We start from the raw sequence: 20,271 nt of genomic DNA on the forward strand, positions 1-20,271 counted from the left end.
ATAAATACTTTAACCGAACTTTAACAAATAGAAGTCTGTTTATTAACATATAAACGAATAATTTTGCATTTGATGAATACTAAAATCATTTTTTTATCGTTTCTTATTGCTTTGGCGTTCTCAAACCTCATGTTTGGGCAGGAAAACTACCGTACACTGGTGTATGAAGGCAATCAGAAATTCAACGGTAAAGATTATGATGGCGCATCTTCCAAGTATATGGAGGCGGTAAAAAAGAATGAAAAAGATTTTACGGCTCACTATAACCTGGGGAATGCACTGTATAAAGGTAAGAAGTATGAAGAGGCCAAAGCAGAATTTGACAAAGCCCAAAAGCTTTCACAGACCCTGCCTGATAAAACAGCGGCTCTTCACAACCTTGGAAACACGTATATGCAGATGAACCAGCCGGAAAAAGCGGCTGATTATTATAAGCAGGCCCTGAAACAGGATCCTTATAATGAAGCAACGAGAAAGAACTTTGAAATTGCTAAGCTGAAAGAAAAAGAAAAACAGCAGCAAAAGAACGAGAAGAATAACTCAGGAAAAGGCGGTGGCGGCGGTGATGATCAGAACAAAGGGGATGATCAGAAAGGCGATAAAAAAGATCAGAAGCAGGATCAGGGCAATGGCCCGCAGAATGAAGGGAAAAGCGATCAGGGGAATACTCCTAAGCAGGACCAGAACAATGAAGGGAAGATCCCTAAAGACTTGGAAAATGCCATATTAGATAAAGTAAGCGAAAAAGAAAAAGAAACCGCCAGAAAAATCTTAAATAAGAACTCTTATTCGACGCCTCAGAGCAACGAAAAAGATTGGTGATGCAGCAGAAATTAATTTACATATTATTTATTTTTGCATCCGTAATTTCTTACGGACAGGTTAACCTGTTTATGGAATCTGATAAGGCAGATTATAATGGAAAGGATATTGTGAACCTTACGATTATTCTCGAACTTAATGGAGTAGACCTTGAACCACAGACCCGTTTTCAACTTCCAGATCTTTCAAAATTTACCATTATTGGAAGCGGATCAGTAACCAATACCGTGATCGACCCGGCTACGAATACGCTTATTACTCAAAAAGTGACCAGAATTGCTCTTGAGCCTAAGAAAAAAGGGAAGGTAAAAATTGGTTCCGTACTGGTAACGGTTAATAATAAGATTTACAAGACAGAACCTTTTGACGTCAATATAAAAGATATTATTGAAAAGAGATCTCTTGCCACTAATATCGCCAGCGAGATGTATCTGAATATGGAGATCGAAGACCGTGAGGTGTATCAGGATCAGCCAACCATAGCCGTTTTGAGAGTGTACTCTAAAAGTATGGACAATTTCAGAAAGGTGAAAGACGTCCATCTTCCGCATCAGGATAACATCAATGTACATGCAATAAGCATGAGTAAATCGGAGATTGATCCATCAGGTGCAGGAAATATGGCTTCGCAGACTTTGGCTGTATTCATGGTGTTTCCTAACGAAGCAGGCTATGTAGAAGTTCCTTCCGTATCAGCATCGGTAAGTTCTTATGCGAATAAAAATAAAATTGTTTCCAATAAAGTAAAGCTTAATGTAAAAAAGCTTCCGGAAGGATCCCCTGAATGCTTCAAAAATGCAGTAGGGAACTTCAGTGTGAATGTTTATAATGCATCAAAGGATAAGATAGAGGTTGAAAAGCCAATTAATGTGATTGTCAAAGTCTCGGGAGAAGGAAACCTTCCGGATATGTATCTTCCAAAGATCTTAGCGTCTCCGGACTATGAAGTTTTTACCCCAAAAATCACCTCTAAAGTAGCTCCGGGAACAACTGGAATGAAAGGGGAAATGTTTGCGAATTATGTGGTGATTCCTAAAAAAGCGGGGCCTATCTCCATTCAGACTGAGCAGTTTGCCTTCTTTGATCCGGCCAGCCGTGAATATGTAGATCTTGGACAGGAAACCCTGGCCTTGAGTGCATTTTCGCATGACCAGATCCTTGAATCCCGTACAACGGTTGAAAAGGTAAACGAATATACCAACACACTGTTAGAAACTGTAAATACGCCGGTTCTAAAGACAACTACATTTAAAGTAAAAGAGAAAAGTAAATTCCACTGGAACATTCTTTTAACCAATATTGCCATTCTTGTAGGATTATTTTTAATATATCTATTATTCAAGACTTGGCAAAAAAAACGAGCGTTAGTTAGAGAAACAGCATCTCCGAAACCACTTGGTTCTGTGGCAGAAACAGAAAAAGAAATCAGAGAAACACTGAAGACGGATATCAATGATTATTTCAGCTATCTTGAAAACCTTAAAGATAACGGAGATTATCCAAAGTTCTTTGATACGCTGGAAGAAATGGATCTTGAAGTAAGAAACCAGTATTTCAAGAGTTCTTCAGAGGAGTTCAGAACATTCCTGGAAAGTCATAAAGGGTCTTCCGTTGCAGAAGAGTACAGAAATCTGTTGCAAAGAATTCAAATGGAGAAATACTCACCTTTGAAATCTGCAGAGGGAATGGATGAACTTTTAAAAGCAGTTGTTAATTTGTATTCACGAATTAGCAAATAATCAATTTTTTTTCATATTTTTGCGAAATTATTAATTACAAATAGATGGAAATATTTAATGATTTCTCTATTAAAGAGATCGTTACCTGCTTTATGGTTCTTTTTGCCGTGATCGATATTATAGGCTCCGTTCCTATCGTGGTAAGCCTTCAGCAGAAGTTTGGCCAGATAGAAGCCGGAAAGGCATCCATAACCGCCGGAGTGATCATGATTGTTTTTCTTTTCGTGGGAAACAAAATTCTAAAACTTATCGGAGTAGACGTCAACTCATTTGCCATTGCAGGAGCTTTTGTGATTTTTATCATAGCGCTTGAAATGATTTTGGGAATCGAGATCAATAAAACCACTGAAGCAAAAGCGGCATCCATTGTCCCTATTGCGTTTCCGCTGGTTGCAGGTGCAGGAACCCTTACCACAACGCTGTCTCTGAGAGCTGAATTTCATGACATTAATATTATTTTAGGAATTGTTCTCAATACAATTTTCGTATATTTGGTGCTGAAATCAGCGAAGTGGCTGGAAAACAAAATGGGAGAAGCAACTCTGTCTATTCTTCAGAAAGTTTTCGGGATCATTCTTTTGGCGATTTCAATAAAATTATTCACCGCTAACTTTGCCCAATTGGTGCAGAACTATATTAATTTTTAAGAATCATGCAGAAGTTTTATAAAGTATTTCTAGTTGTGTTTATCGTTTTTATTGCCATCAATCTTTATGCATTAGACTGGCAGACGGATCTTTTATCAGAAGATAACCTGAAGTTTGTATTTTCAATCGCTTCAGCAGTTCTCGGTTTGATTTTGCTTTTCGTGTTAGATACATGGAGCAGAATTGGAGTGAAGAAATAATCTCAGAATCACATTATTCTATATAATAAAACCTCTTTCGCTTGAAAGAGGTTTTTTGTTTTTTCTTGCTGGTGGCTTCGAGGGCCTCAGCCACCAGTCTGTATGATATTGGTGAATGTGGCTTCGAGGGCCTCAGCCACCAGTCTGTATGATATTGGTGAATGTGGCTTCGAGGGCCTCAGCCACCAAGTGCGCTTTATAAAATTAAGTGTACATCCAGGAATAATAAGGCAAAAATCTCTGGGTGGCTGAGGCACTCGAAGCCACCTCTCACCCTAAGAAATCACAAGATTCTTTAATACAGCCTCCGATTTCAGCTCTGTTTCACGCCACTCTTTTTCCGCGTCGCTCTGTGCAGTGATACCGCCACCTACAAAAATGTGTACGGAATCTCTATAAAGCCTTGCGCATCTAAGATTGACAAAATACATGACATTTTCATCGGTTTCTACTTTAATGAAGCCGGCATAAAATTCACGTGGAAATTTTTCAAACTTCTGAATGTTTTGTTTGCAGAAATCTTTTGGAATTCCACACACTGCCGGAGTAGGATGGAGATCATGAATAAGGCTGTCGAGATCTTCAGGTTGTATACGGGCCTTGAAGTCTGTCCTGAGATGTTTGATATTTCCTGAGATATGATCGTAAGTTTCCGATACTTCTATGTTCTCCGAGTAATTTTCAAGAATATCCTTGATATAAGAAGTGACGGGTTTTTGCTCTTCAATTTCCTTTTCCGTCCATTCTTCAGATACCGGAAGTGTTCCGGCAAGACTCATGGTTTCAAACTGATGCGTTGTTTTATTGAATTTCCCCAGAGTCTCTGAAAAAGCACCCATCCAGGCATTCTGTCCGTCATTGAAGATATATCTGAATGCGTTGGGATAAGACGTACAGAGCTTTTTAAAACTTTCCTTAAAATCGATTCCGTTAAAGGCGATGAAGATTTTCCTTCTTGCGTAGACCAGTTTAGGAAGCTCATGGTCTTTAATGACCTCAATGACCTGATGAATAGTTTCTATATATTCGTCTTTGGTCTCTTCATTGAAATGGCTTTCATCTTTCAGCAGGGTTTCATTAGTAATGGTATCATGCTCAAACTGCCCGGAAGCATTGATGATATTACCTTCAAAAATAATCTGTCTCAAAAGATCAAAAGACTGAAAACCCACGGATTCTTTGTCTTGTTTCTGATCTGTTGAATATAATTTTTCGTCGAAAGGAAGTTTGAAATAAATCATTAATTATAGATAGATTTTGAAAATCACCAGCTGGAAATAGTATAGGAAATTCCCAGGTTGATTTTCCTTTCAGCAAAGGTATTATTAGTCTTAAAAATGTCAAAATTAAATGCAGAGTTTTTTAACGAAATATTCCTCATTTTATATTCCTGATACTCTAAAGACAGAAGAAATTCGCGCATGATCCGGTATTGTATTCCAAATGAATATCCGAAGTTGATTTCTTCAGACTTAAAATCATCAAGCTTGTTCAGAACATTGTTTTCAGGAACCATAAACTGCATCTTGTAGACATTCTGATTGGCCAAAATACCTATAAAAGGTCTGAATTTTTTCCATTCATAGAATAATTTCAGCTGTAATGCGTATTCCAGATGTTTATCATTAAATTTTTGGAACAGAAGCGGTTGTTTGTCTTCTGTAAAATAATAGCCGTCCAGCCAGGTTTCTGCTTTATTGGCATCGAGGTCAAAAGTAGAATTCCAGTAATAAACATGCGCGGAAAGCATCATTGAAAATCGTTTATAAATACTTCTTGAAATCCAGATTCCTGCATTGAATCCTGTTTGCTGGCTGTTTTCAGATGATTCTCTAGCCCAGCTGCTGTTTTTTAACCCGATTCCGGCCTCCACACCAAAATCGAATTTTAGTGTTTTAACGATTATTCCTTTTGTTGTGTCTGTAATTGTAATGTACTTATTATCTGCGGCAATGGGATCAATAATCGCAGAAGTTTTGGAATGGATGCCAACCGGTTTTACCTTTAGGGCTTTTTCTAAATAAATGGTGTCATAAACAATGACTTTTTCATACACATAAAGCGTATCTGTCTTTTTTCTCTGGGCATTAAGAGGATACAGAATAAGAAAAGAAATGATGAAGATTAATTTTTTTACAGGCATAATGGGTTTATCTCTCAACATAAATAGTGTCTCTCTGAATGATTTTTTTTACAACAATCACTTTATGAGAAGCGGAATCAGCGGAATCTTTTTTTATTATATTTTTTGAAGATACTATGTTTTTTGTCTTAATAGTAGAGGAATTATCTGTTTCTGCATCTTTCTTGGTTTCTGAATTTGATTTCTGAGAGATTGAGGTATGTTTTAAAGCTTCTTCCGGATCTGTTTTAGTTTCATTATCTGTTTTAGCTTCAGGGGGTGAGAAGTATCTTTCTTCTGATTTAGAATCTGAGATATTGGATTGAAGTGCTTTCACTAAAGAGTTTTTTGGACTAAATAATAAAACAGATCCAACGATAATAATGAAAAGAGTAGATCCGATAATCATTTTTTGTTTCCAAAAATTATTTGATGTCAATGAGATCGTATTAAGCGGAATATCAGAGGGGATTTCAAAACTTTTGGATGGCGAAATAGCAAAATCTGAAAACTTACTTTTAAAAGTCTGCGCCCACAATAGTCCTCCAAATCCCAAGAAAATTAAAAGCTGAGAAGTTTTGTTTTTTTGAGTTTCACTGCTGATAAAATGGGTCGTCAAATAATTTTGAACAAATTTTTTTGCCCTCATTAAATGTGACTTTGAGGTGTTGACAGGAATTTTCAATACGCTTGAAATCTCCGCATGTGAATAGTTTTCAATATAATATAAGTTGAAAACCGATTTGTGATGAGGAGGCAGGCTGTCTATAGATTTTAAGAGCTCTTCTCTTGTAAAATTGTAAGCTAAAATGTGGTTTGTTTCGTCAATTACAGAGGATGCAATCATTTCGGTAGAGGTATCTGAGATTTCTGATAGTTCGCTGGTAAGGAAAACTTCTTTACTGGATTTTCGGAGATATTGTAAAGCATTATTCACTACAATTTTTTTAAGCCATGCAAATAGAGTCTTTTCATCTTTAAGCTGATGATTTTTCTGTATGGCAGTAATGAAACTATCCTGCACAATATCTTCAGCCGTGCAAACATCCTGTACATATCTACGGCAAATCCCCAAAAGTTTTGGGGAATTTTCACGATATATTTTTTGCCAGTTGAATTGCATCAGTTTTGTACCACAAAAATAGATGTAAAAGCATTTCCCAAAGGAACGTTATTAGCTGTATGTACTATATGTTGTGTTTCTATTCCATTTATGAAAACCTTCTGGGCAATATTAATCGAACCTACTTGAGAAAGCATTTGACAAATCATATATGTATTACCTGCTAATACCTTTAAATCTGCTATATCATTATATCCATTAGGATTATTTATTGGAATTGTATTTCCATTCTTATAATAAGCCTGTCCAAAAAAAGAATAGATATCATTATTGTCTAACACTATATTTACCCGGCCTCCGGAAGATGTATAATGATTAGTATTAGTAAGCAGATTTCTATAATAAGAAGCATGGGCATTTGTATTATGGATAACCATAAATACACCGTTCGTATTAGATTCTATACCATGAGCTAATGAATTATTTTGTATAATGGATGTATAATTATTATTTTTATAGTAACCGATTTCTGAATTATTAGGAGCCGGATATTTTATGACAGGAACATAAACATCACTGTTATGGACCGTGATATCAGTAAGGTATCCACCGGTATTAGAGTTTGTCTCTGTGATTAATACATTTTTTACTCCATTTTTCCAATAACAATGTTCAATGGGATATATAGCTGTTCCTCTTATATTTCCTACTACATAAATATCATTATTTTTAACATAAAAATTTCTGATTTGTAATATACTATTAGATGGCACGCCTAAATAGGAGTATAAGTCATATTTTGTGTTATTCTTCCAGAAACTTCCATCTGCAAAAACGTACACATTGTTATTTTCAACAATTATTTTTTTTGGATCAATATTATTACCATTTACCAAATCTACTTTAACATTATTTTTCCAATAACAAGCTTTATTATTTTCTCTGCCTGCAATATAAACATCAAATGATGCCACATTTTTTTGCACGGGATCAGGATCAGTATCTTGGCACGAAATCAGAAAAGTAAGTAACAAGAGTAAAAATAAGTTTTTCATAATCTTTTTTTCTTATAAGATGACAAAAAAGAAAAAGGTTGCAGCAAGTATATAAAAAAAGACTCAAAAAAATTGAGTCTTCTATTTTTAATTGAATTTTTTCTACTTCAGAATGATATTATTCGTCATCGTAGTATGATTAATGAGTATTCCTTTTTCATCCCTGATTTCAATTTCGGAAACGTGCATCGTCTTACCTTTTCGGATAAAACGGGCTGTAGCCGTCACTATTCCGTCTTTTTTGCTTTTAAGGTGATTAGAATTGATATTCGTTCCTACGCCATAATATTTACTGCCGTCGATAAAAATATTAGACAGGCTTGATCCCAGTGTTTCTGCCAGCACACAGCTTGCTCCTCCGTGCAGAATCCCGAACGGCTGATGTACTTTTGGCTGTACCGGCATTGTAGCGGTCAGGGTTTCATTTTCAACGTCGATATCGATGAATTGTATTTCAAGTGTTTTGGCTAATGTTACCCCGTTTCCCCAACTGTTTAGGAAAACAAGGAGCTCTTCTTTAGTCTGACCTTTCATGAGTATAAATGATAAATAATGAATGATAATTGATAATCGGAAGATGCCTTTTGGCTTCTAGCTTTTGGCTTCATCTTCACTGCCTGTTCCCATAATATTCGGGTTCCAGTTAGCAGGGATTTTGGGTCCGATATCATTTTTAATGTAATAATTCTGGATCTCTTCCATAATCTCGGAAAATGGAACAGAAGCGATTCTTTCGTAAGGAATGGTATAGCCCAGATAAACAATATTTCTTTTGAAATCTCCTGCTGCCAGTACAATTGGGACTTTTGCCGCTAATGCCATATGGTAGAATCCTTTTCTCCATTTCGGAACCCAGCTTCTGGTTCCTTCCGGCGTAATTACAAGACTGAAGTCTTCTTTTTCAAACTGTTTGGCCACGAAATTCACCAGGTCATTTTTCTGACTTCTGTCGATTCCGATACCTCCAAGTCCTCTTACCACACTTCCGTACCAGGCTTTCGTATGGGAATCTTTGATGATGATTTTCAAAGGCCTTTCTAAAGACCAATAGGCAAGATTTCCCAATAAATATTCCATGTTGTGGGTATGTGGTGCCACCACGAGGATACATCGGTTCAGGCTATTTACATCGCCCTGCAGGACGACTTTCCAGCCCAGCATCTTTAACATTAATTTACCTATCAGTTTTCTCATATATCTTTAGATTAAAACAAAAAAGTATAACCAAACAGGTTATACTTTACAAATATATTGAAATATTATCGCTCTTAAAACAAACCGCTGATTAAATCTGCGATCTTCATTACAATTTCTAATGCAACTTGTACCATGGCTAAGGTGTTTTTTTAATGATTGGTTAATTTTTTTTAACTACACGAATGTATAACATTTTTTTAACATAGCGAACTAAATAATGATATTTTTTTTCAGGTTCTGAGAGAAGAAGAGTGTGAATTTCAAACGGTTGCCTTCCATTCACACCTCCTGCACTCTCTGAAGTTAATTATTTAGTTTGTATGGAGATTTCTTTCCCGTCTTTGATTTTGATGTCTACATTTTTATTCATCTTTTTGATGCTAGACTTCATAGAATCCATCACTTCATCAGCTTGGGAGCTGGGAACTTTTTTCCCGTTGATGATGATGCTGTCTTTATCGTCAGAGTTGTATTCAATAGTAGAACCGTTTACAGAAATCTTATTTTTTTCGATTCTGATGTGTCCGTCCTCGTCTCTGTCCTGATCGTCATCATTGATACCGTCTCCGTTAAGATCTCCGTCGAAATCAATTCCGTCTTTTTTCACTGGAATCACCACTGCACTTTGAGGAATGACAAGTTCGTAGTCTACTCTGTAATGTCTGAATCTGTGCTCGTAAGGATACTTGATGTAGTTAGGAAGCATTACCTTATTTCCTACGATTTCTACAGGTACGTTGATCTGAACAGGAACATTATAACCGTTTCCTTCTTTTTTAATGATCAGGTAAGGCGTTTTCACTTCAGGTTTTCTCGTTACTTCTACAGAGATATAATCTTCTTTGTAAACCGTTTTCTTATCAGAATAAATATCGTCGTCGTAAGCGGTGAAGTTTTGTGGAATATTGACTTGTTTCACATCTACATAAAGCGTGTCAGAAGTTGTGTTGATGGCAATATTTTCCGTGTCTTCTTTGCTTCCTTTGTAGATCAGGTTTTTCTTAGCCATACTTACTCCGAAATAAGTTCCAAGTCCGATAAGCAGAAGGAAAAGTCCTCCGATTACCCATCCGATATTTCTAAGCTTGGTTTTTGGTGAAAATATACGGATACTCAATAAGCTGAAGAGAATAGTAGGAATCAGACATCCGATGATCATAATAGCGACCAGCACTTTGTCCAGACCATTGTCATCCATATAGAATCTCATTTCATTGGCTCCTGGAAAATCTGCATCCATACCGAACAGTCCGAAGATCACAAATATACCGATGATGCTTCCTATCGCCATAAGTACAAAGATTGATCCTACAAAGTATTTCAGGATATTCCATACTCCGCTTCCTGCATTATCAATATAAGGCTTGGATTCAGTGTACATTTCTCCGACTCTCTGAGTAGATTCGTTCGCAAACTGAACCAGTTTGTTGGATTCACTTTTAAGATTGTCGAAGTTCATAGGCTTTCCCTTCATTTTCAAAAAATCTGCAGCTGTTTCTGCTCTTGGAAGTACAATCCAAAGAATCACGTACAGAAGGCCGATCAGTGAAGAAGAAATCGCTGCTGTGAAAATACCCAGTACGAAGATTCCCAGCCAGATAGCTCTCATTGCCGTAATATCCATTCCTACATAGTGAGCAAGTCCTGCGCATACTCCGGCGATTTTTTGTCTTTCCGGATCACGGAACAATTGTTTTTTGTCTGTATATTCAGCACCTGCCTGGTGTGTTCTTTTGGTATTCTTTTCAGAATAGTAAGCTTCTTCCTGTTCTTCGATTTTTTCAGGAGATCCGATCTGTGCGATTACTTTTTCTACGTCGGTATCGTTGATCACTTCACGTTTTCCTAAAGAATCTCTGAAGATTTCTACCATTCTTATTTCTATATCATGCATTACCTCCTCCTCCTCTGAAGCATCCAATGAGCTTCTCAGTGCATTCAGGTAATCGCTGAGCTTTATATATGCGTGTTCTTCTATAGTGAAAGAAAAACCTGCGAGTCCTATTGAGAGTGTCTTGTTCATAGCTTTGTTTTTTAAATTTTTTGAGTGATTTGGTTTACTGACGCTGTCAGTTCAGCCCATGTATTTTGAAGTTCGTCCAAGAAAAGCTTTCCTTTTTCTGTGATCTGGTAATATTTTCTTGGTGGTCCTCCTGTAGATTCTTCCCATCTGTAGGAAAGGAACTCGCCGTTTTTCAGTCTTGTAAGGAGAGGATAGAGGGTTCCTTCCACTACATCCAGTTTTCCTTTTTTAAGCTCATCGATTAAGTCGGAAACATACATTTCACGAAGGTTGATGAGACTTAAAATACAGAATTCCAGAATCCCTTTACGCATTTGCGCTTTGGTATTTTCAGTATTCATCTTTAATAAGTTTTGTTAATTAGTTATATTTTCAGAATAATGTTCCTAGCTAGATGAACCTATTCCGATTTTACATTACAAAGATATGTAATTAAAATGGTAATATGCAATACAAAGTAGTGAAATTTTTAAAAGAAATAGATTAAGTAATTGATTTTCAGTTAAATAAATTTTAAATCAAAATTTGGATAATTGAAGATCAGGTTAAAATCACCCAAAAAAATGACAAATTGTGGCTGGTGATTCGTATTTTTGTTCTTAATTTTCAGGAGATATTAAAATTAATGTTATACCAAATGACAAAAACCTCTTTACTTTACCTGCCTTTATCCGCATTACTGCTGTTGGGACCGCTGTGCTTCGGACAATACCGCTTTGCTGTTGAAGACGCCTCCAAAAAATACAACGCCGAAATTAATGTAGAAGAATGTCTTACCGATCAGTGCAGGCATAAAGCAAACGTTACCCTATTCAATAAAAACGGAGAAAAAATACAGACACTCGTTTCAAATGATATGGTTTTGTATTTTAAAGAAGATTTCAGACCTTCAAAAATAGAGGTAATGCCAATTACTTCCGGATTGATGCATGACGATCCCTTGGTGTTTGATGATTTCAATTTTGACGGGACGGAAGATTTCGCCCTGAGAAACGGCAGTGGAGGAAACTACGGAAGTGCTTCGTATGATGTTTACGTTTTTAATTCTACCAGAAATCAATTTGTCTTAAGTAAAGAACTTACCGAAATTGGCAGCTCCTACCAGGGAATGTTTGATGTAGATCCCAAACGTAAAAGATTAACCACTTACGCAAGATCCGGCGCTTCTTTACTGTACACCTACGAATATCAGGTGATCCCAAATAAAGGACTCGATCTGGTTTACGAAAAAATAAGAGATATGAGCGAGGAACCGGCTAAAGTCACTATAAAAGAGAAGATCAATAACAAATGGGTGGTTAAAAAAACAACCGAATAGTCTGAACTAGAGTTGGAGAGTCAGAGAGTTTTCGAGTTTCGAGTTGACCGGTTTTGAGAGTAGTCAGGTTTTAGTGTTGAAAATACAAATCACTGTTAATCTTTCTCTCAGCCTTTACCTCAGTCTCAACCTTATTAATTGAGGTTACCAAACTCTCTGATACCACATAAAACAAAATACTTTATCCCAATTCGGATTAAATAATAAAAAAGAAATGAAAATACAGAAGGAGATCGATTTTATCCTGGCAGTAGATGCCTTGAAAAACGTACAGCGAAGAAATTACAATGCCGATGATTCCAGAAGAGAAAATACAGCAGAACACTCATGGCAGATCATTATCCTGGCGCAGATTCTTTATCCATACGCTAAAAACCGCGCGGATATTGATCTTTTAAGGGTCATAAGAATGCTCTCCATCCATGATCTGGTAGAAATAGAAGCCGGAGATACTTTCCTTTTTGATGAAAAAGCCATGGTCGGGAAATTTGAAAGAGAAAAGATTTCAGCTCAGAAAATCTTTGGAATCCTGGATGAACCTTTACGTACAGAGTTCTTTGAATTGTGGCTGGAATTTGAGGAAGAAAACACGCCGGATGCTATTTTCGCGTGCTCTATTGACCGTATCATGCCATTCATCTTAAATTCCCACACTTCAGGAAAAAGCTGGACAGAAGCCGGTGTGACTGAAAAACAGATCAGAAATATGCTGGAAAATGCCATTACAAGAGCATCTGATGAGATGGGAGAGGCTTTTGAAACGCTGCTGAACAGAAGTTTGGATACAGATAAGGTAGTCAGATAGATTGATTGAAAAGCAAAATAAGGATTGTTAAATTGCTGTTTTTGCAGATTATAGAGTGTTTCAGGGCGGCCGCAGGCCGCCCTGAAACACTTAGACATCATTGAATTCTATTAATATAAAAGGTAGTCCATTTATTTGCAGACTCAAAACCGACCTAAGAAACTGTAGCGTTAAAAAAATGAATTCTGTGAACGTTAAGAAAACTCTTTTGTTTGAGTGCGGAACAAAATGTGATTCTTAATATAGATGGCTACCGCACGAGTTTAGAGTTTTTAGAGAACAGATTTCATTTTTAGTGCAAGTTTCTAGTCTTGAATTTTTGGTTCATTTTGCTTCAAGGCAAAAGAACAAATTAAAATGAATTTAATCTAGTAATGGTTTCAGGGTGGCCGCAGGCCGCCCTGAAACCCATCAATTATAGTATTCTGATTGGCTTCTTAGATTCATCAATCGCCACAAAAGTAAAATCCCCCACAATGGCTCTTTCTCTTTCATAAGAGTACATTTGCTCCGTGTAGATCTCTACATTCACCTTCATACTGGTTTTTCCAACGTAAGAAACCTTCCCGATCAGTTCTACAATAGTTCCTGCCGGAATGGGCTTTTTAAAGTCGATTTTATCGCTGCTTACGGTAACCACTCTTTTTCTGGCAAAACGGGTAGCTGTGATAAAAGCTACTTCATCCATCAGCTGCATGGCCGTACCTCCGAAAAGAGTATCGTAATGATTGGTTGTGTTTGGGAAAACCGCTTTAAAAATTCTGGTTTCGGATGCTGCAATTCTTTCTTCTGTAGTCATATTTCATTATTATATTAATGCGAAATGAAATAGATCAAAATAACAGAACAATGACAGGAATCATAGAAATTCCTGAAGCAGTCCATCAGATCAATAAACTTCAAATCGCGAAAGTTTTTTGTTTAAAGAAATAGGCAGGTCTCCTGACTTGTAACATCTTTTATCTCCTTCCCGTGCCCTGCACAGTGGATTCTTGATAAAGACTTCAGTTACTTACAGTTGCGCGACAGTCCGTGATTTTCACACGGTTCCCTTTTAATCTGCGTTAAGCAGAACCAGTTTCTGTGATGAATAAGCGTTAAACTTTTTCAGGGCAAAAATAAGAATATTACAGCGAAAAACAGTAATTATTCCGGACTATTGTAAATAATCTGGCTCATCACCCTTCCTTCCTTGATGGCCCAGAGCGTGACATACCTGTTCTCACCGGAACCATTGATCATATAAAGATAGATGTGATCATTGTCAAGAGCCGTTACCCCGACATTACTGAAATCCATAGTAGGCTGGAACATATTTTTAATAGCTTCCCTTACAAAAACAGAACCTCTTCCTGGCTGCTGAATTCGGATCGATTTAATCTCCGTCATTCCTTCAGGAAGCGTGTCCTTGATTCCCCACGGTTTTATTTTATCAATGGTAAGGATCTTTCCGTCCGTATCTTTTTCCTGCTTTCTGTAACCTGCATTAGAAGGATAAACATCGATCACCACTTTGGTTCTTTGAGATGTTGGTATTTTAGGATTGCTGTTATCGGTAAAAATAAGTGATTTTCCGTTCTTGGATTTCGAAGGCGTAAATTGAGGCAGCTGGTCAATAAAGGCAATACGCTCTTTATTAACCATCCCTTCCTTCTCAAGATTCTCATATCTCACGAAAGGTTTTTCTTCATCCTGTTTTTCCGGATATTTGATCCAGATCCATTCCGTTTCTCCCGGAGCAGGTTTTACATAAACAAATACATCCCCCTTACGCATACGGATCTTGTCTACGATTTTTCTGTAGTTATCCTTGTGGACACGCACATTGGCGTAGCCTTCCTCAGCTTTTACAACACCGAAAGGAACTTTATTCTGTCCTTTGACAAATGTTAAAGAAAAAAGACTGAAAGCGGAGAGGTACAATGCTCTGTTTACGGAAATCATCTGATGAAATTTTTTGATCCCTCAAATATATAAATTAAATGTTTTTTTGATCAGTAAAATATAACAGGATTTAATTAAAATTATCAATTTGCTCTGAAAAACTTATTTCCTGATCAAATAATACTTAGTTGTTTTTATGTAAATGCAATAAAAATGTAATGATATGTGAATAATTTGAATTATTTTTCAGAACAAAATCCATAAACAAAATAAAAATGATAAAAAATCTACTTTTTATACTTCTGCTTTTTTCAACAGCAGTACAATTTCAGGCAGCCGGCAGAATGGAAAATATTCGCACAAAATCTGCCTTCACTATACCGACGAACTTGGTGGCTTCCAACATTACTTTTACTTCTGCTGATATCACGTGGGATCCTATACCCGGAGCTACAGGGTATACCGTAAGATGGCGGGCTACAACATCCGGGGTTTGGCTAACGATGAATATTCCCGCCGGGATCAACTCTGTTAATCTGAACGGACTTACCCCCTGTACAGGACAAATAGTTCAGGTGATTGATAATGCGTCCGGAGATGTATCTTTTCCGTTAGGTTTTTATACCCATCTGAATTACTGCCAGTCCAGATCTTTAACTCTGGGAGCACTGTATTTATCGAACGTTACGGTAACTCCTTCCGGAGGACTTCCTGCGATGGTAAATCCCTCAGTGACTTCCAATTATACGGATTTTCGTATGAGCCCACCAACCCATATACAGCTTGGGGTGGGCTCGTTAAATAATATTTTATCCGTAACACCCACCTGGGCAGGTATACCGGAGACAGCTTATGTAAAAGCTTGGATAGATTTTAATGCGAATGCAATTTTTGAAGCTTCGGAAATGATAATTTCTACTACTGTAGACTCTACCAATCCTAAAGCCTTTACATTTAGTGTTCCTCCTTTGGCCAATATAACCGAATGCGGAACAGCAATGAGAGTTATACTCAGCCAAACAGTAGTGGCTGATCCATGCGGAACATTTGCGTATGGAGAAGTGGAAGACTATAAAGTAACTTTTGTGAACACGAATCTTGCTGTAAATGAAACTACGAAATCCAAAGACATCACCATCTATCCAAATCCTGCTTCAGAAAGTTTACATATTTCAGGGCTTTCATCAGACACGTGCTATGAGATTTTTTCAGCTTCAGGTCAAAAAACAGGAGAAGGCAGAACATCTGAGAATACGGTAGATATTCGTCATCTTGCTAAAGGAATTTACTTTATTCAGCTTAAAAATAAAGAAAATACAACCCGTCTGAAATTCATCAAAAAATAAAGAAAAAGTAAAAAAAATAAAATAGCGCTGAAAAATTCAGCGCTATTTTTTATAAAGTTAAAAGTCGTAAAATCCACAAAAAAGTAAATCCTCAACCTATCATTATCAAATCATCTTATTACCCCACATCATCACATCACCGAATCGTCGCATCAAATCCTCTCCAACTCATCCGCATTAATCGTCGTCTTAAAACTACCATAATTCACGGTCACCTTATTTTTGGAAATTTTCTCAATGGTTCCTACGCTAGTGCTTCCCGGAATACGGACACGCTGTCCTTCTTTCATCCATACCGCGCGGTCAGTTTTGCGTTTCTCTTCCAGTTTTTCATTGGTTTCAGCAATTTTTTCAATCACATCTTCCTTTTTAAGCTGTTGGGTGATTTTTCTTTTAACCACCTGAAGACGTTTTGACTCGTCTTTATCAGCTCCGGTTTTTCTGAATTTCTCCTGCTCAAGAATTTTTACAAAGTCTTTTACAACATCTTTTCTGGATCTCCCGTTGACATAACCGTCGATGAATGTTTCAATTTTATTTCCGAACTGAAGCTTACGGTGTTCCTCTTCATACAGTTTTTGGAAATTAAACAGTTTCTGTTGCAATTGGTCATTCAGTTTCTGAAGGTTGTCGCGTTTGTCTTCTACAGATTCTTTTCGTTCGGCAAGATCGGTTTTCAGTTTTTCAACTTCAAATTTTTCCTGCTGAAGTTTTACAATCGTTTTATCAAGATTGACGATATCATGTTCAACTTTCTTTTTAGCCGCATGAATAATAAATCTTGGAATTCTGTTTTTTTCTGCTACCTCAAAGGTGAACGAACTTCCTGCCTGTCCCACTTCCAGCTTATACATCGGTTCCAGTGTTTCTTCATCGAAAAGCATCGCTGCATTTTCAGCATTCGGAAGCTCTTCGATAACAATTTTGATATTCGTGTAGTGCGTTGTAATTATAGCAAAACTCTTTTTATCATAGAAATACTCCATGAAACTTTCTGCCAGTGCACCACCAAGCTCAGGATCTGATCCCGTTCCGAATTCATCGATAAGAAGCAGCGTATTAGCATCAGCTTCACGAATGATTCCTGCCATTTTCTTAAGCCTTGACGAATAGGTAGACAAATGGTTCTCAATAGACTGATTATCTCCGATATCTGTCATGACCTTTTCAAAAAAGAACATCTCAGATCTTGGATGCACAGGGACCAGAATTCCACTTTGGATCATCAGCTGAAGTAGTCCGACTGTTTTCAGAGTGATGGATTTTCCTCCTGCATTCGGTCCGGAAATACAGATGATTCTGTTGTGATCCGTCAATGACAGGCTCTGGGAGTGAATCGTTTTGTTTTCTGCTTTATTTCTGAGCCATAACAGTGGATGAAAAGCATCTTTCAGTTTTAAAGTTCTGTGACGGTTGATCTTTGGAAGAATTCCATTGACCAGTTCTGCAAATTTTGCTTTGGCTCTCGTCAGGTCAAGATCAAAAATATAAGCCTGGTATTGCCATAGCTGAGGTTGGAATTCTGCCAGTTCAGCAGTGAGTTTTCGTAGTATTTTATCTATTTCTTTTTTCTCTTCCTCTTCACTTTCCTTCAGCTTGAAGTAATGTTTTACAACACTATCCGGCTGCATGTAGGTAATAGAACCTGTTTTTGAAATTCCTAAAATCCTTCCGGCCACTCTTTTCTTAAACCCGGATTTTACAGCTAAAACCCTCATGTCTTCAATAATCGTTTCCCGGATATCATCCAGAAATTCGCTTTGTCCATAGTTGAATAGCGCACGGTTGAAATTTTCCTGAATCGCTTTTTTCGCGAGCTGGATTTCAGCCCTAAGTTCTTTCAGAACAGGAGAGGCATCACTTTTCACTTCTCCGAACCGGTTAAAGACCTTATCTACCTTATCAATGATTTCTTTTTTAAACTCCAGCTCAGAAACGTCGCCTAGCAAAGTAGGGAAGGTGTCCGGCATGGTTGGGAAAAATTTCTGTAGTTTTCCTATCTGCTCAGTTAAAGTTTTTATTTTGATGAAAGCACTGTTTTCCAGACGGTAATTTTCAATCAGCATCACTTTCAGCTCACTTTCGATATCTTCATACTCATCGAATGGAATTGCATTTGAACTTTCAAAACTCGAAAGATATTCCGACGTTTTTTTTAATAAAAGTTCCGCCTCGTCAATTTCCATGGGACGAAGTTGAAGAATTTTTTCTCTCGTTTTCGGAGAAAAGGCAAATGGAGAGATCTCCGCGAGCAATTGCGGAAACTCTAATTCGTTTAAATCTTCTTTATTTATATACACAGTGCAAATTTAGTGAGAAAATGTGAATGTTAATTTGAAAATCAATTAATTTGAGAATTTGGAACCAGGGTAATGCATTCATTTTAGTAAATTTGGAAGATGAAACTGGAAACCGAACGCTTAATTTTAAAAAACATCAACGAAACCCATGTTGAGGATATTCTGAGAATTCGCAGCAACGAAGTCACTAATCAGTTTGTGAAAAGGAATTCTCCCAAAAACAATTATGATGCTCTGCAGTTTATTTTAACGATAAAAGAGAGAACGCAGAATAATCAGACTGTTTATTTTGGAATTAGCTTTAAAGATCAGCTCAATCTTATTGGAACCATCTGTCTCTGGAATTTTTCAGAAGACAGGAAAACGGCTGAGGTAGGCTATGAATTATTACCCGATTATCACAGAAAAGGAATAATGTCTGAAGCCTTAAAAACGGTTTTGGCATATGGTTTTAATGAAATACACTTACAGGAAATTGTAGCCATTACCAGCAAATTCAATGAAAACTCGAAAGGTCTTTTGCTAAAGCATCATTTTGTTTTGGAAGAAGGAAAAGTAGATGAAGGTTTTCCGGATAATATCATTTTCAGTTTAAAGAAAAATAAATGATTTTTTATTCAGATCAATCAGAACTGCAGAACTTTTATTTTGTAACATGAGAAACGAAATAAAATCATTAACGGGGCTTAGAGGTATTGTAGCGCTTTGGGTCACGTTTTTCCATTTCACTTATTTTAAAAGTTTCTGGATCCAGTCTGTGATCGGGAAAGGCTATGTGGCTGTAGACATTTTTTTTGTACTCAGTGCTTTTCTGCTGGCTGTGTCCTATTCCGGAAAATTTCAGCAATTGACTTTTGACGGAGTGAAGACATTTTATAAAAAAAGAATCAACAGGATTTATCCGGTCTATTTTGTCTCTGTCGTTTTCATCGCCCTTTTTATCGCAAAAGATCCTTCCTGGTCTGAGTTTTTAATCAATGCAGGACTTTTGCAGTGTTTTTTCAATCCCAATTATTCATTTAATGAAGTCTATTGGTCATTAAGCACCGAGTGGATGTGTTATCTCATCTTTCCTTTTATGCTCCGGGCTATACTCCGGGATAGGATAAACAGCTGGTTTCTTATTGTGTCAGGATTGGTTTTGAGAGGCGTAATTTCTTATCTGCCGGATATGTATTTTGACCATTCACCGATTACCATCAACAGATCTTCGCAATATCTTGATGTCGTTTTTGGAGCAGGTTCTTTAATACGAACGATATCTTCCTATTTAATAGGAATCGGAATTGCATTTTTACCGGAATTGAAACTAAAGAAAACTAATCTTTTCGTGTATGGGATTGTTATTTTATTTTTATTGCTGCTGTACACGGGAAGAGGGGTATTCTTTATTCCGTTGCTGTCTGCAATGATCATAAAACATCTGTATTCGGAAAGAAAAAGCCTGGTCAAAACGTTTTTAGAAACAAAAGCGGTTTACTTTTTAGGCAATATTTCGTATTCACTGTATATCATTCATTATATCGTAAGAAAGCAGAATATTGTCATTGCAGATTCCTACTATTTTAATAATTTTCTTCTGATCGGCTTTTCCATATTGCTGTCCTATTTTTCTTACCTACTCATTGAAAAAAGAATAAAAATATTTAAAACATAGCGCACCCAGTCACATCAACACATTATCAAATCATCAAATCAACATATCGCCACATCATCACATCGGCAGATTTGGTCATCCAGTAATTAAAGG

The 20,271-nt window shown here is 36.9% G+C and carries 20 protein-coding genes and 1 riboswitch; of the genes, 9 read left to right on the forward strand and 11 right to left on the reverse strand.

What is annotated here, in order from left to right; translation table 11 throughout:
• Positions 1–72: 72 nt before the first annotated feature.
• From N0B48_RS06975 to N0B48_RS06990, 4 genes are read left to right on the forward strand one after another with little or no spacing between them, the layout of a single operon-like run.
• Entirely contained in the window at positions 73–822 is a 750-nt protein-coding gene (locus N0B48_RS06975) for a tetratricopeptide repeat protein (protein WP_259837808.1), read from the forward strand.
• The gene (locus N0B48_RS06980; RefSeq protein WP_259837810.1) at positions 822–2,561 is read left to right on the forward strand and encodes a BatD family protein; all 1,740 of its coding nucleotides are present in this window, start codon (positions 822–824) and stop codon (positions 2,559–2,561) included. The genes N0B48_RS06975 and N0B48_RS06980 overlap by 1 nt, the downstream gene beginning before the upstream one ends.
• 44 nt (positions 2,562–2,605) lie before the next feature.
• A complete protein-coding gene (locus tag N0B48_RS06985; protein ID WP_047449212.1) occupies positions 2,606–3,208 on the forward strand; it encodes a MarC family protein in 603 nt (200 codons plus the stop codon).
• 5 nt (positions 3,209–3,213) lie between these two features.
• The gene (locus tag N0B48_RS06990) at positions 3,214–3,408 is read left to right on the forward strand and encodes a hypothetical protein (RefSeq protein ID WP_034728849.1); all 195 of its coding nucleotides are present in this window, start codon (positions 3,214–3,216) and stop codon (positions 3,406–3,408) included.
• A gap of 275 nt (positions 3,409–3,683) precedes the next feature.
• Here the strand turns inward: N0B48_RS06990 and N0B48_RS06995 are convergent, their stop codons facing one another.
• From N0B48_RS06995 to N0B48_RS07030, 8 genes are all read right to left on the reverse strand, one after another.
• On the reverse strand, positions 3,684–4,649 hold the full coding sequence (locus tag N0B48_RS06995; protein ID WP_259837812.1) for a chorismate-binding protein: 966 nt from the start codon (positions 4,647–4,649) through the stop codon (positions 3,684–3,686).
• Between the two features lie 23 nt (positions 4,650–4,672).
• On the reverse strand, positions 4,673–5,572 hold the full coding sequence (locus tag N0B48_RS07000) for a hypothetical protein (protein ID WP_259837814.1): 900 nt from the start codon (positions 5,570–5,572) through the stop codon (positions 4,673–4,675).
• The gene (locus tag N0B48_RS07005) at positions 5,559–6,653 is read right to left on the reverse strand and encodes an RNA polymerase sigma factor (RefSeq protein WP_259837815.1); all 1,095 of its coding nucleotides are present in this window, start codon (positions 6,651–6,653) and stop codon (positions 5,559–5,561) included. Before N0B48_RS07005 ends, N0B48_RS07000 begins: the two co-directional genes overlap by 14 nt.
• Complete coding sequence (locus tag N0B48_RS07010; RefSeq protein ID WP_259837818.1) at positions 6,653–7,648, reverse strand: hypothetical protein; 996 nt, start codon at positions 7,646–7,648, stop codon at positions 6,653–6,655. The genes N0B48_RS07005 and N0B48_RS07010 overlap by 1 nt, the downstream gene beginning before the upstream one ends.
• 102 nt (positions 7,649–7,750) lie before the next feature.
• Entirely contained in the window at positions 7,751–8,182 is a 432-nt protein-coding gene (locus tag N0B48_RS07015) for a PaaI family thioesterase (protein ID WP_034728852.1), read from the reverse strand.
• Between the two features lie 57 nt (positions 8,183–8,239).
• Positions 8,240–8,842 carry a 1-acyl-sn-glycerol-3-phosphate acyltransferase gene (locus N0B48_RS07020; protein ID WP_259837822.1) on the reverse strand — a complete coding sequence of 201 codons (603 nt, stop codon included), beginning with the start codon at positions 8,840–8,842 and terminating at the stop codon, positions 8,240–8,242.
• A 310-nt stretch (positions 8,843–9,152) separates the two neighbouring features.
• Complete coding sequence (locus N0B48_RS07025; protein WP_259837823.1) at positions 9,153–10,868, reverse strand: PspC domain-containing protein; 1,716 nt, start codon at positions 10,866–10,868, stop codon at positions 9,153–9,155.
• 11 nt (positions 10,869–10,879) lie between these two features.
• Positions 10,880–11,209 (reverse strand): PadR family transcriptional regulator, encoded by a 330-nt coding sequence (locus N0B48_RS07030; RefSeq protein WP_259837825.1) that lies wholly within the window; start codon positions 11,207–11,209, stop codon positions 10,880–10,882.
• A 296-nt stretch (positions 11,210–11,505) separates the two neighbouring features.
• Here N0B48_RS07030 and N0B48_RS07035 point away from each other — a divergent pair, with 296 nt between their 5' ends.
• Both N0B48_RS07035 and N0B48_RS07040 read left to right on the forward strand, forming a co-directional pair.
• Positions 11,506–12,186, forward strand: coding sequence for an XAC2610-related protein (locus N0B48_RS07035; RefSeq protein ID WP_259837826.1), 681 nt, complete (start codon positions 11,506–11,508; stop codon positions 12,184–12,186).
• Positions 12,187–12,400: 214 nt separating this feature from the next.
• Positions 12,401–12,991, forward strand: coding sequence for an HD domain-containing protein (locus N0B48_RS07040; RefSeq protein ID WP_259837827.1), 591 nt, complete (start codon positions 12,401–12,403; stop codon positions 12,989–12,991).
• Between the two features lie 415 nt (positions 12,992–13,406).
• On the opposite strand, the gene N0B48_RS07045 is transcribed toward N0B48_RS07040, so the two are convergent.
• Together N0B48_RS07045 and N0B48_RS07050 are read right to left on the reverse strand one after the other, a co-directional pair.
• Entirely contained in the window at positions 13,407–13,790 is a 384-nt protein-coding gene (locus tag N0B48_RS07045) for an acyl-CoA thioesterase (RefSeq protein ID WP_034728864.1), read from the reverse strand.
• Between the two features lie 116 nt (positions 13,791–13,906).
• Positions 13,907–14,085: riboswitch (cobalamin riboswitch) on the reverse strand.
• Between the two features lie 52 nt (positions 14,086–14,137).
• Positions 14,138–14,935: a hypothetical protein gene (locus tag N0B48_RS07050; RefSeq protein ID WP_259837829.1), complete on the reverse strand. Its 798-nt coding sequence runs from the start codon at positions 14,933–14,935 to the stop codon at positions 14,138–14,140.
• A 215-nt stretch (positions 14,936–15,150) separates the two neighbouring features.
• Here N0B48_RS07050 and N0B48_RS07055 point away from each other — a divergent pair, with 215 nt between their 5' ends.
• Positions 15,151–16,221, forward strand: a complete 1,071-nt coding sequence (locus N0B48_RS07055; protein ID WP_259837830.1) for a GEVED domain-containing protein — start codon at positions 15,151–15,153, stop codon at positions 16,219–16,221.
• Positions 16,222–16,373: 152 nt separating this feature from the next.
• Here N0B48_RS07055 and N0B48_RS07060 read toward each other — a convergent pair whose 3' ends face one another.
• A complete protein-coding gene (locus tag N0B48_RS07060; protein ID WP_259837831.1) occupies positions 16,374–18,521 on the reverse strand; it encodes an endonuclease MutS2 in 2,148 nt (715 codons plus the stop codon).
• 99 nt (positions 18,522–18,620) lie between these two features.
• On the opposite strand from N0B48_RS07060, the gene N0B48_RS07065 reads away from it, so the two are divergent.
• Both N0B48_RS07065 and N0B48_RS07070 read left to right on the forward strand, forming a co-directional pair.
• On the forward strand, positions 18,621–19,130 hold the full coding sequence (locus N0B48_RS07065) for a GNAT family N-acetyltransferase (RefSeq protein ID WP_259837832.1): 510 nt from the start codon (positions 18,621–18,623) through the stop codon (positions 19,128–19,130).
• 46 nt (positions 19,131–19,176) lie between these two features.
• Entirely contained in the window at positions 19,177–20,178 is a 1,002-nt protein-coding gene (locus N0B48_RS07070) for an acyltransferase family protein (RefSeq protein ID WP_259837834.1), read from the forward strand.
• Positions 20,179–20,271 lie beyond the last annotated feature (93 nt).

The sequence above is a fragment of the Chryseobacterium herbae genome (assembly GCF_025154075.1).
Classification (GTDB): domain Bacteria; phylum Bacteroidota; class Bacteroidia; order Flavobacteriales; family Weeksellaceae; genus Chryseobacterium; species Chryseobacterium herbae.

What these genes read in the sequence shown, in the direction of transcription:
- N0B48_RS06975 (WP_259837808.1), top strand. Translation starts at nt 73, where the DNA reads ATGAATACTAAAATCATTTTTTTATCGTTTCTTATTGCTTTGGCGTTC.
- N0B48_RS06980 (WP_259837810.1), top strand. Translation starts at nt 822, where the DNA reads ATGCAGCAGAAATTAATTTACATATTATTTATTTTTGCATCCGTAATT.
- N0B48_RS06985 (WP_047449212.1), top strand. Translation starts at nt 2,606, where the DNA reads ATGGAAATATTTAATGATTTCTCTATTAAAGAGATCGTTACCTGCTTT.
- N0B48_RS06990 (WP_034728849.1), top strand. Translation starts at nt 3,214, where the DNA reads ATGCAGAAGTTTTATAAAGTATTTCTAGTTGTGTTTATCGTTTTTATT.
- N0B48_RS06995 (WP_259837812.1), bottom strand. Translation starts at nt 4,649, where the DNA reads ATGATTTATTTCAAACTTCCTTTCGACGAAAAATTATATTCAACAGAT.
- N0B48_RS07000 (WP_259837814.1), bottom strand. Translation starts at nt 5,572, where the DNA reads ATGTTGAGAGATAAACCCATTATGCCTGTAAAAAAATTAATCTTCATC.
- N0B48_RS07005 (WP_259837815.1), bottom strand. Translation starts at nt 6,653, where the DNA reads ATGCAATTCAACTGGCAAAAAATATATCGTGAAAATTCCCCAAAACTT.
- N0B48_RS07010 (WP_259837818.1), bottom strand. Translation starts at nt 7,648, where the DNA reads ATGAAAAACTTATTTTTACTCTTGTTACTTACTTTTCTGATTTCGTGC.
- N0B48_RS07015 (WP_034728852.1), bottom strand. Translation starts at nt 8,182, where the DNA reads ATGAAAGGTCAGACTAAAGAAGAGCTCCTTGTTTTCCTAAACAGTTGG.
- N0B48_RS07020 (WP_259837822.1), bottom strand. Translation starts at nt 8,842, where the DNA reads ATGAGAAAACTGATAGGTAAATTAATGTTAAAGATGCTGGGCTGGAAA.
- N0B48_RS07025 (WP_259837823.1), bottom strand. Translation starts at nt 10,868, where the DNA reads ATGAACAAGACACTCTCAATAGGACTCGCAGGTTTTTCTTTCACTATA.
- N0B48_RS07030 (WP_259837825.1), bottom strand. Translation starts at nt 11,209, where the DNA reads ATGAATACTGAAAATACCAAAGCGCAAATGCGTAAAGGGATTCTGGAA.
- N0B48_RS07035 (WP_259837826.1), top strand. Translation starts at nt 11,506, where the DNA reads ATGACAAAAACCTCTTTACTTTACCTGCCTTTATCCGCATTACTGCTG.
- N0B48_RS07040 (WP_259837827.1), top strand. Translation starts at nt 12,401, where the DNA reads ATGAAAATACAGAAGGAGATCGATTTTATCCTGGCAGTAGATGCCTTG.
- N0B48_RS07045 (WP_034728864.1), bottom strand. Translation starts at nt 13,790, where the DNA reads ATGACTACAGAAGAAAGAATTGCAGCATCCGAAACCAGAATTTTTAAA.
- N0B48_RS07050 (WP_259837829.1), bottom strand. Translation starts at nt 14,935, where the DNA reads ATGATTTCCGTAAACAGAGCATTGTACCTCTCCGCTTTCAGTCTTTTT.
- N0B48_RS07055 (WP_259837830.1), top strand. Translation starts at nt 15,151, where the DNA reads ATGATAAAAAATCTACTTTTTATACTTCTGCTTTTTTCAACAGCAGTA.
- N0B48_RS07065 (WP_259837832.1), top strand. Translation starts at nt 18,621, where the DNA reads ATGAAACTGGAAACCGAACGCTTAATTTTAAAAAACATCAACGAAACC.
- N0B48_RS07070 (WP_259837834.1), top strand. Translation starts at nt 19,177, where the DNA reads ATGAGAAACGAAATAAAATCATTAACGGGGCTTAGAGGTATTGTAGCG.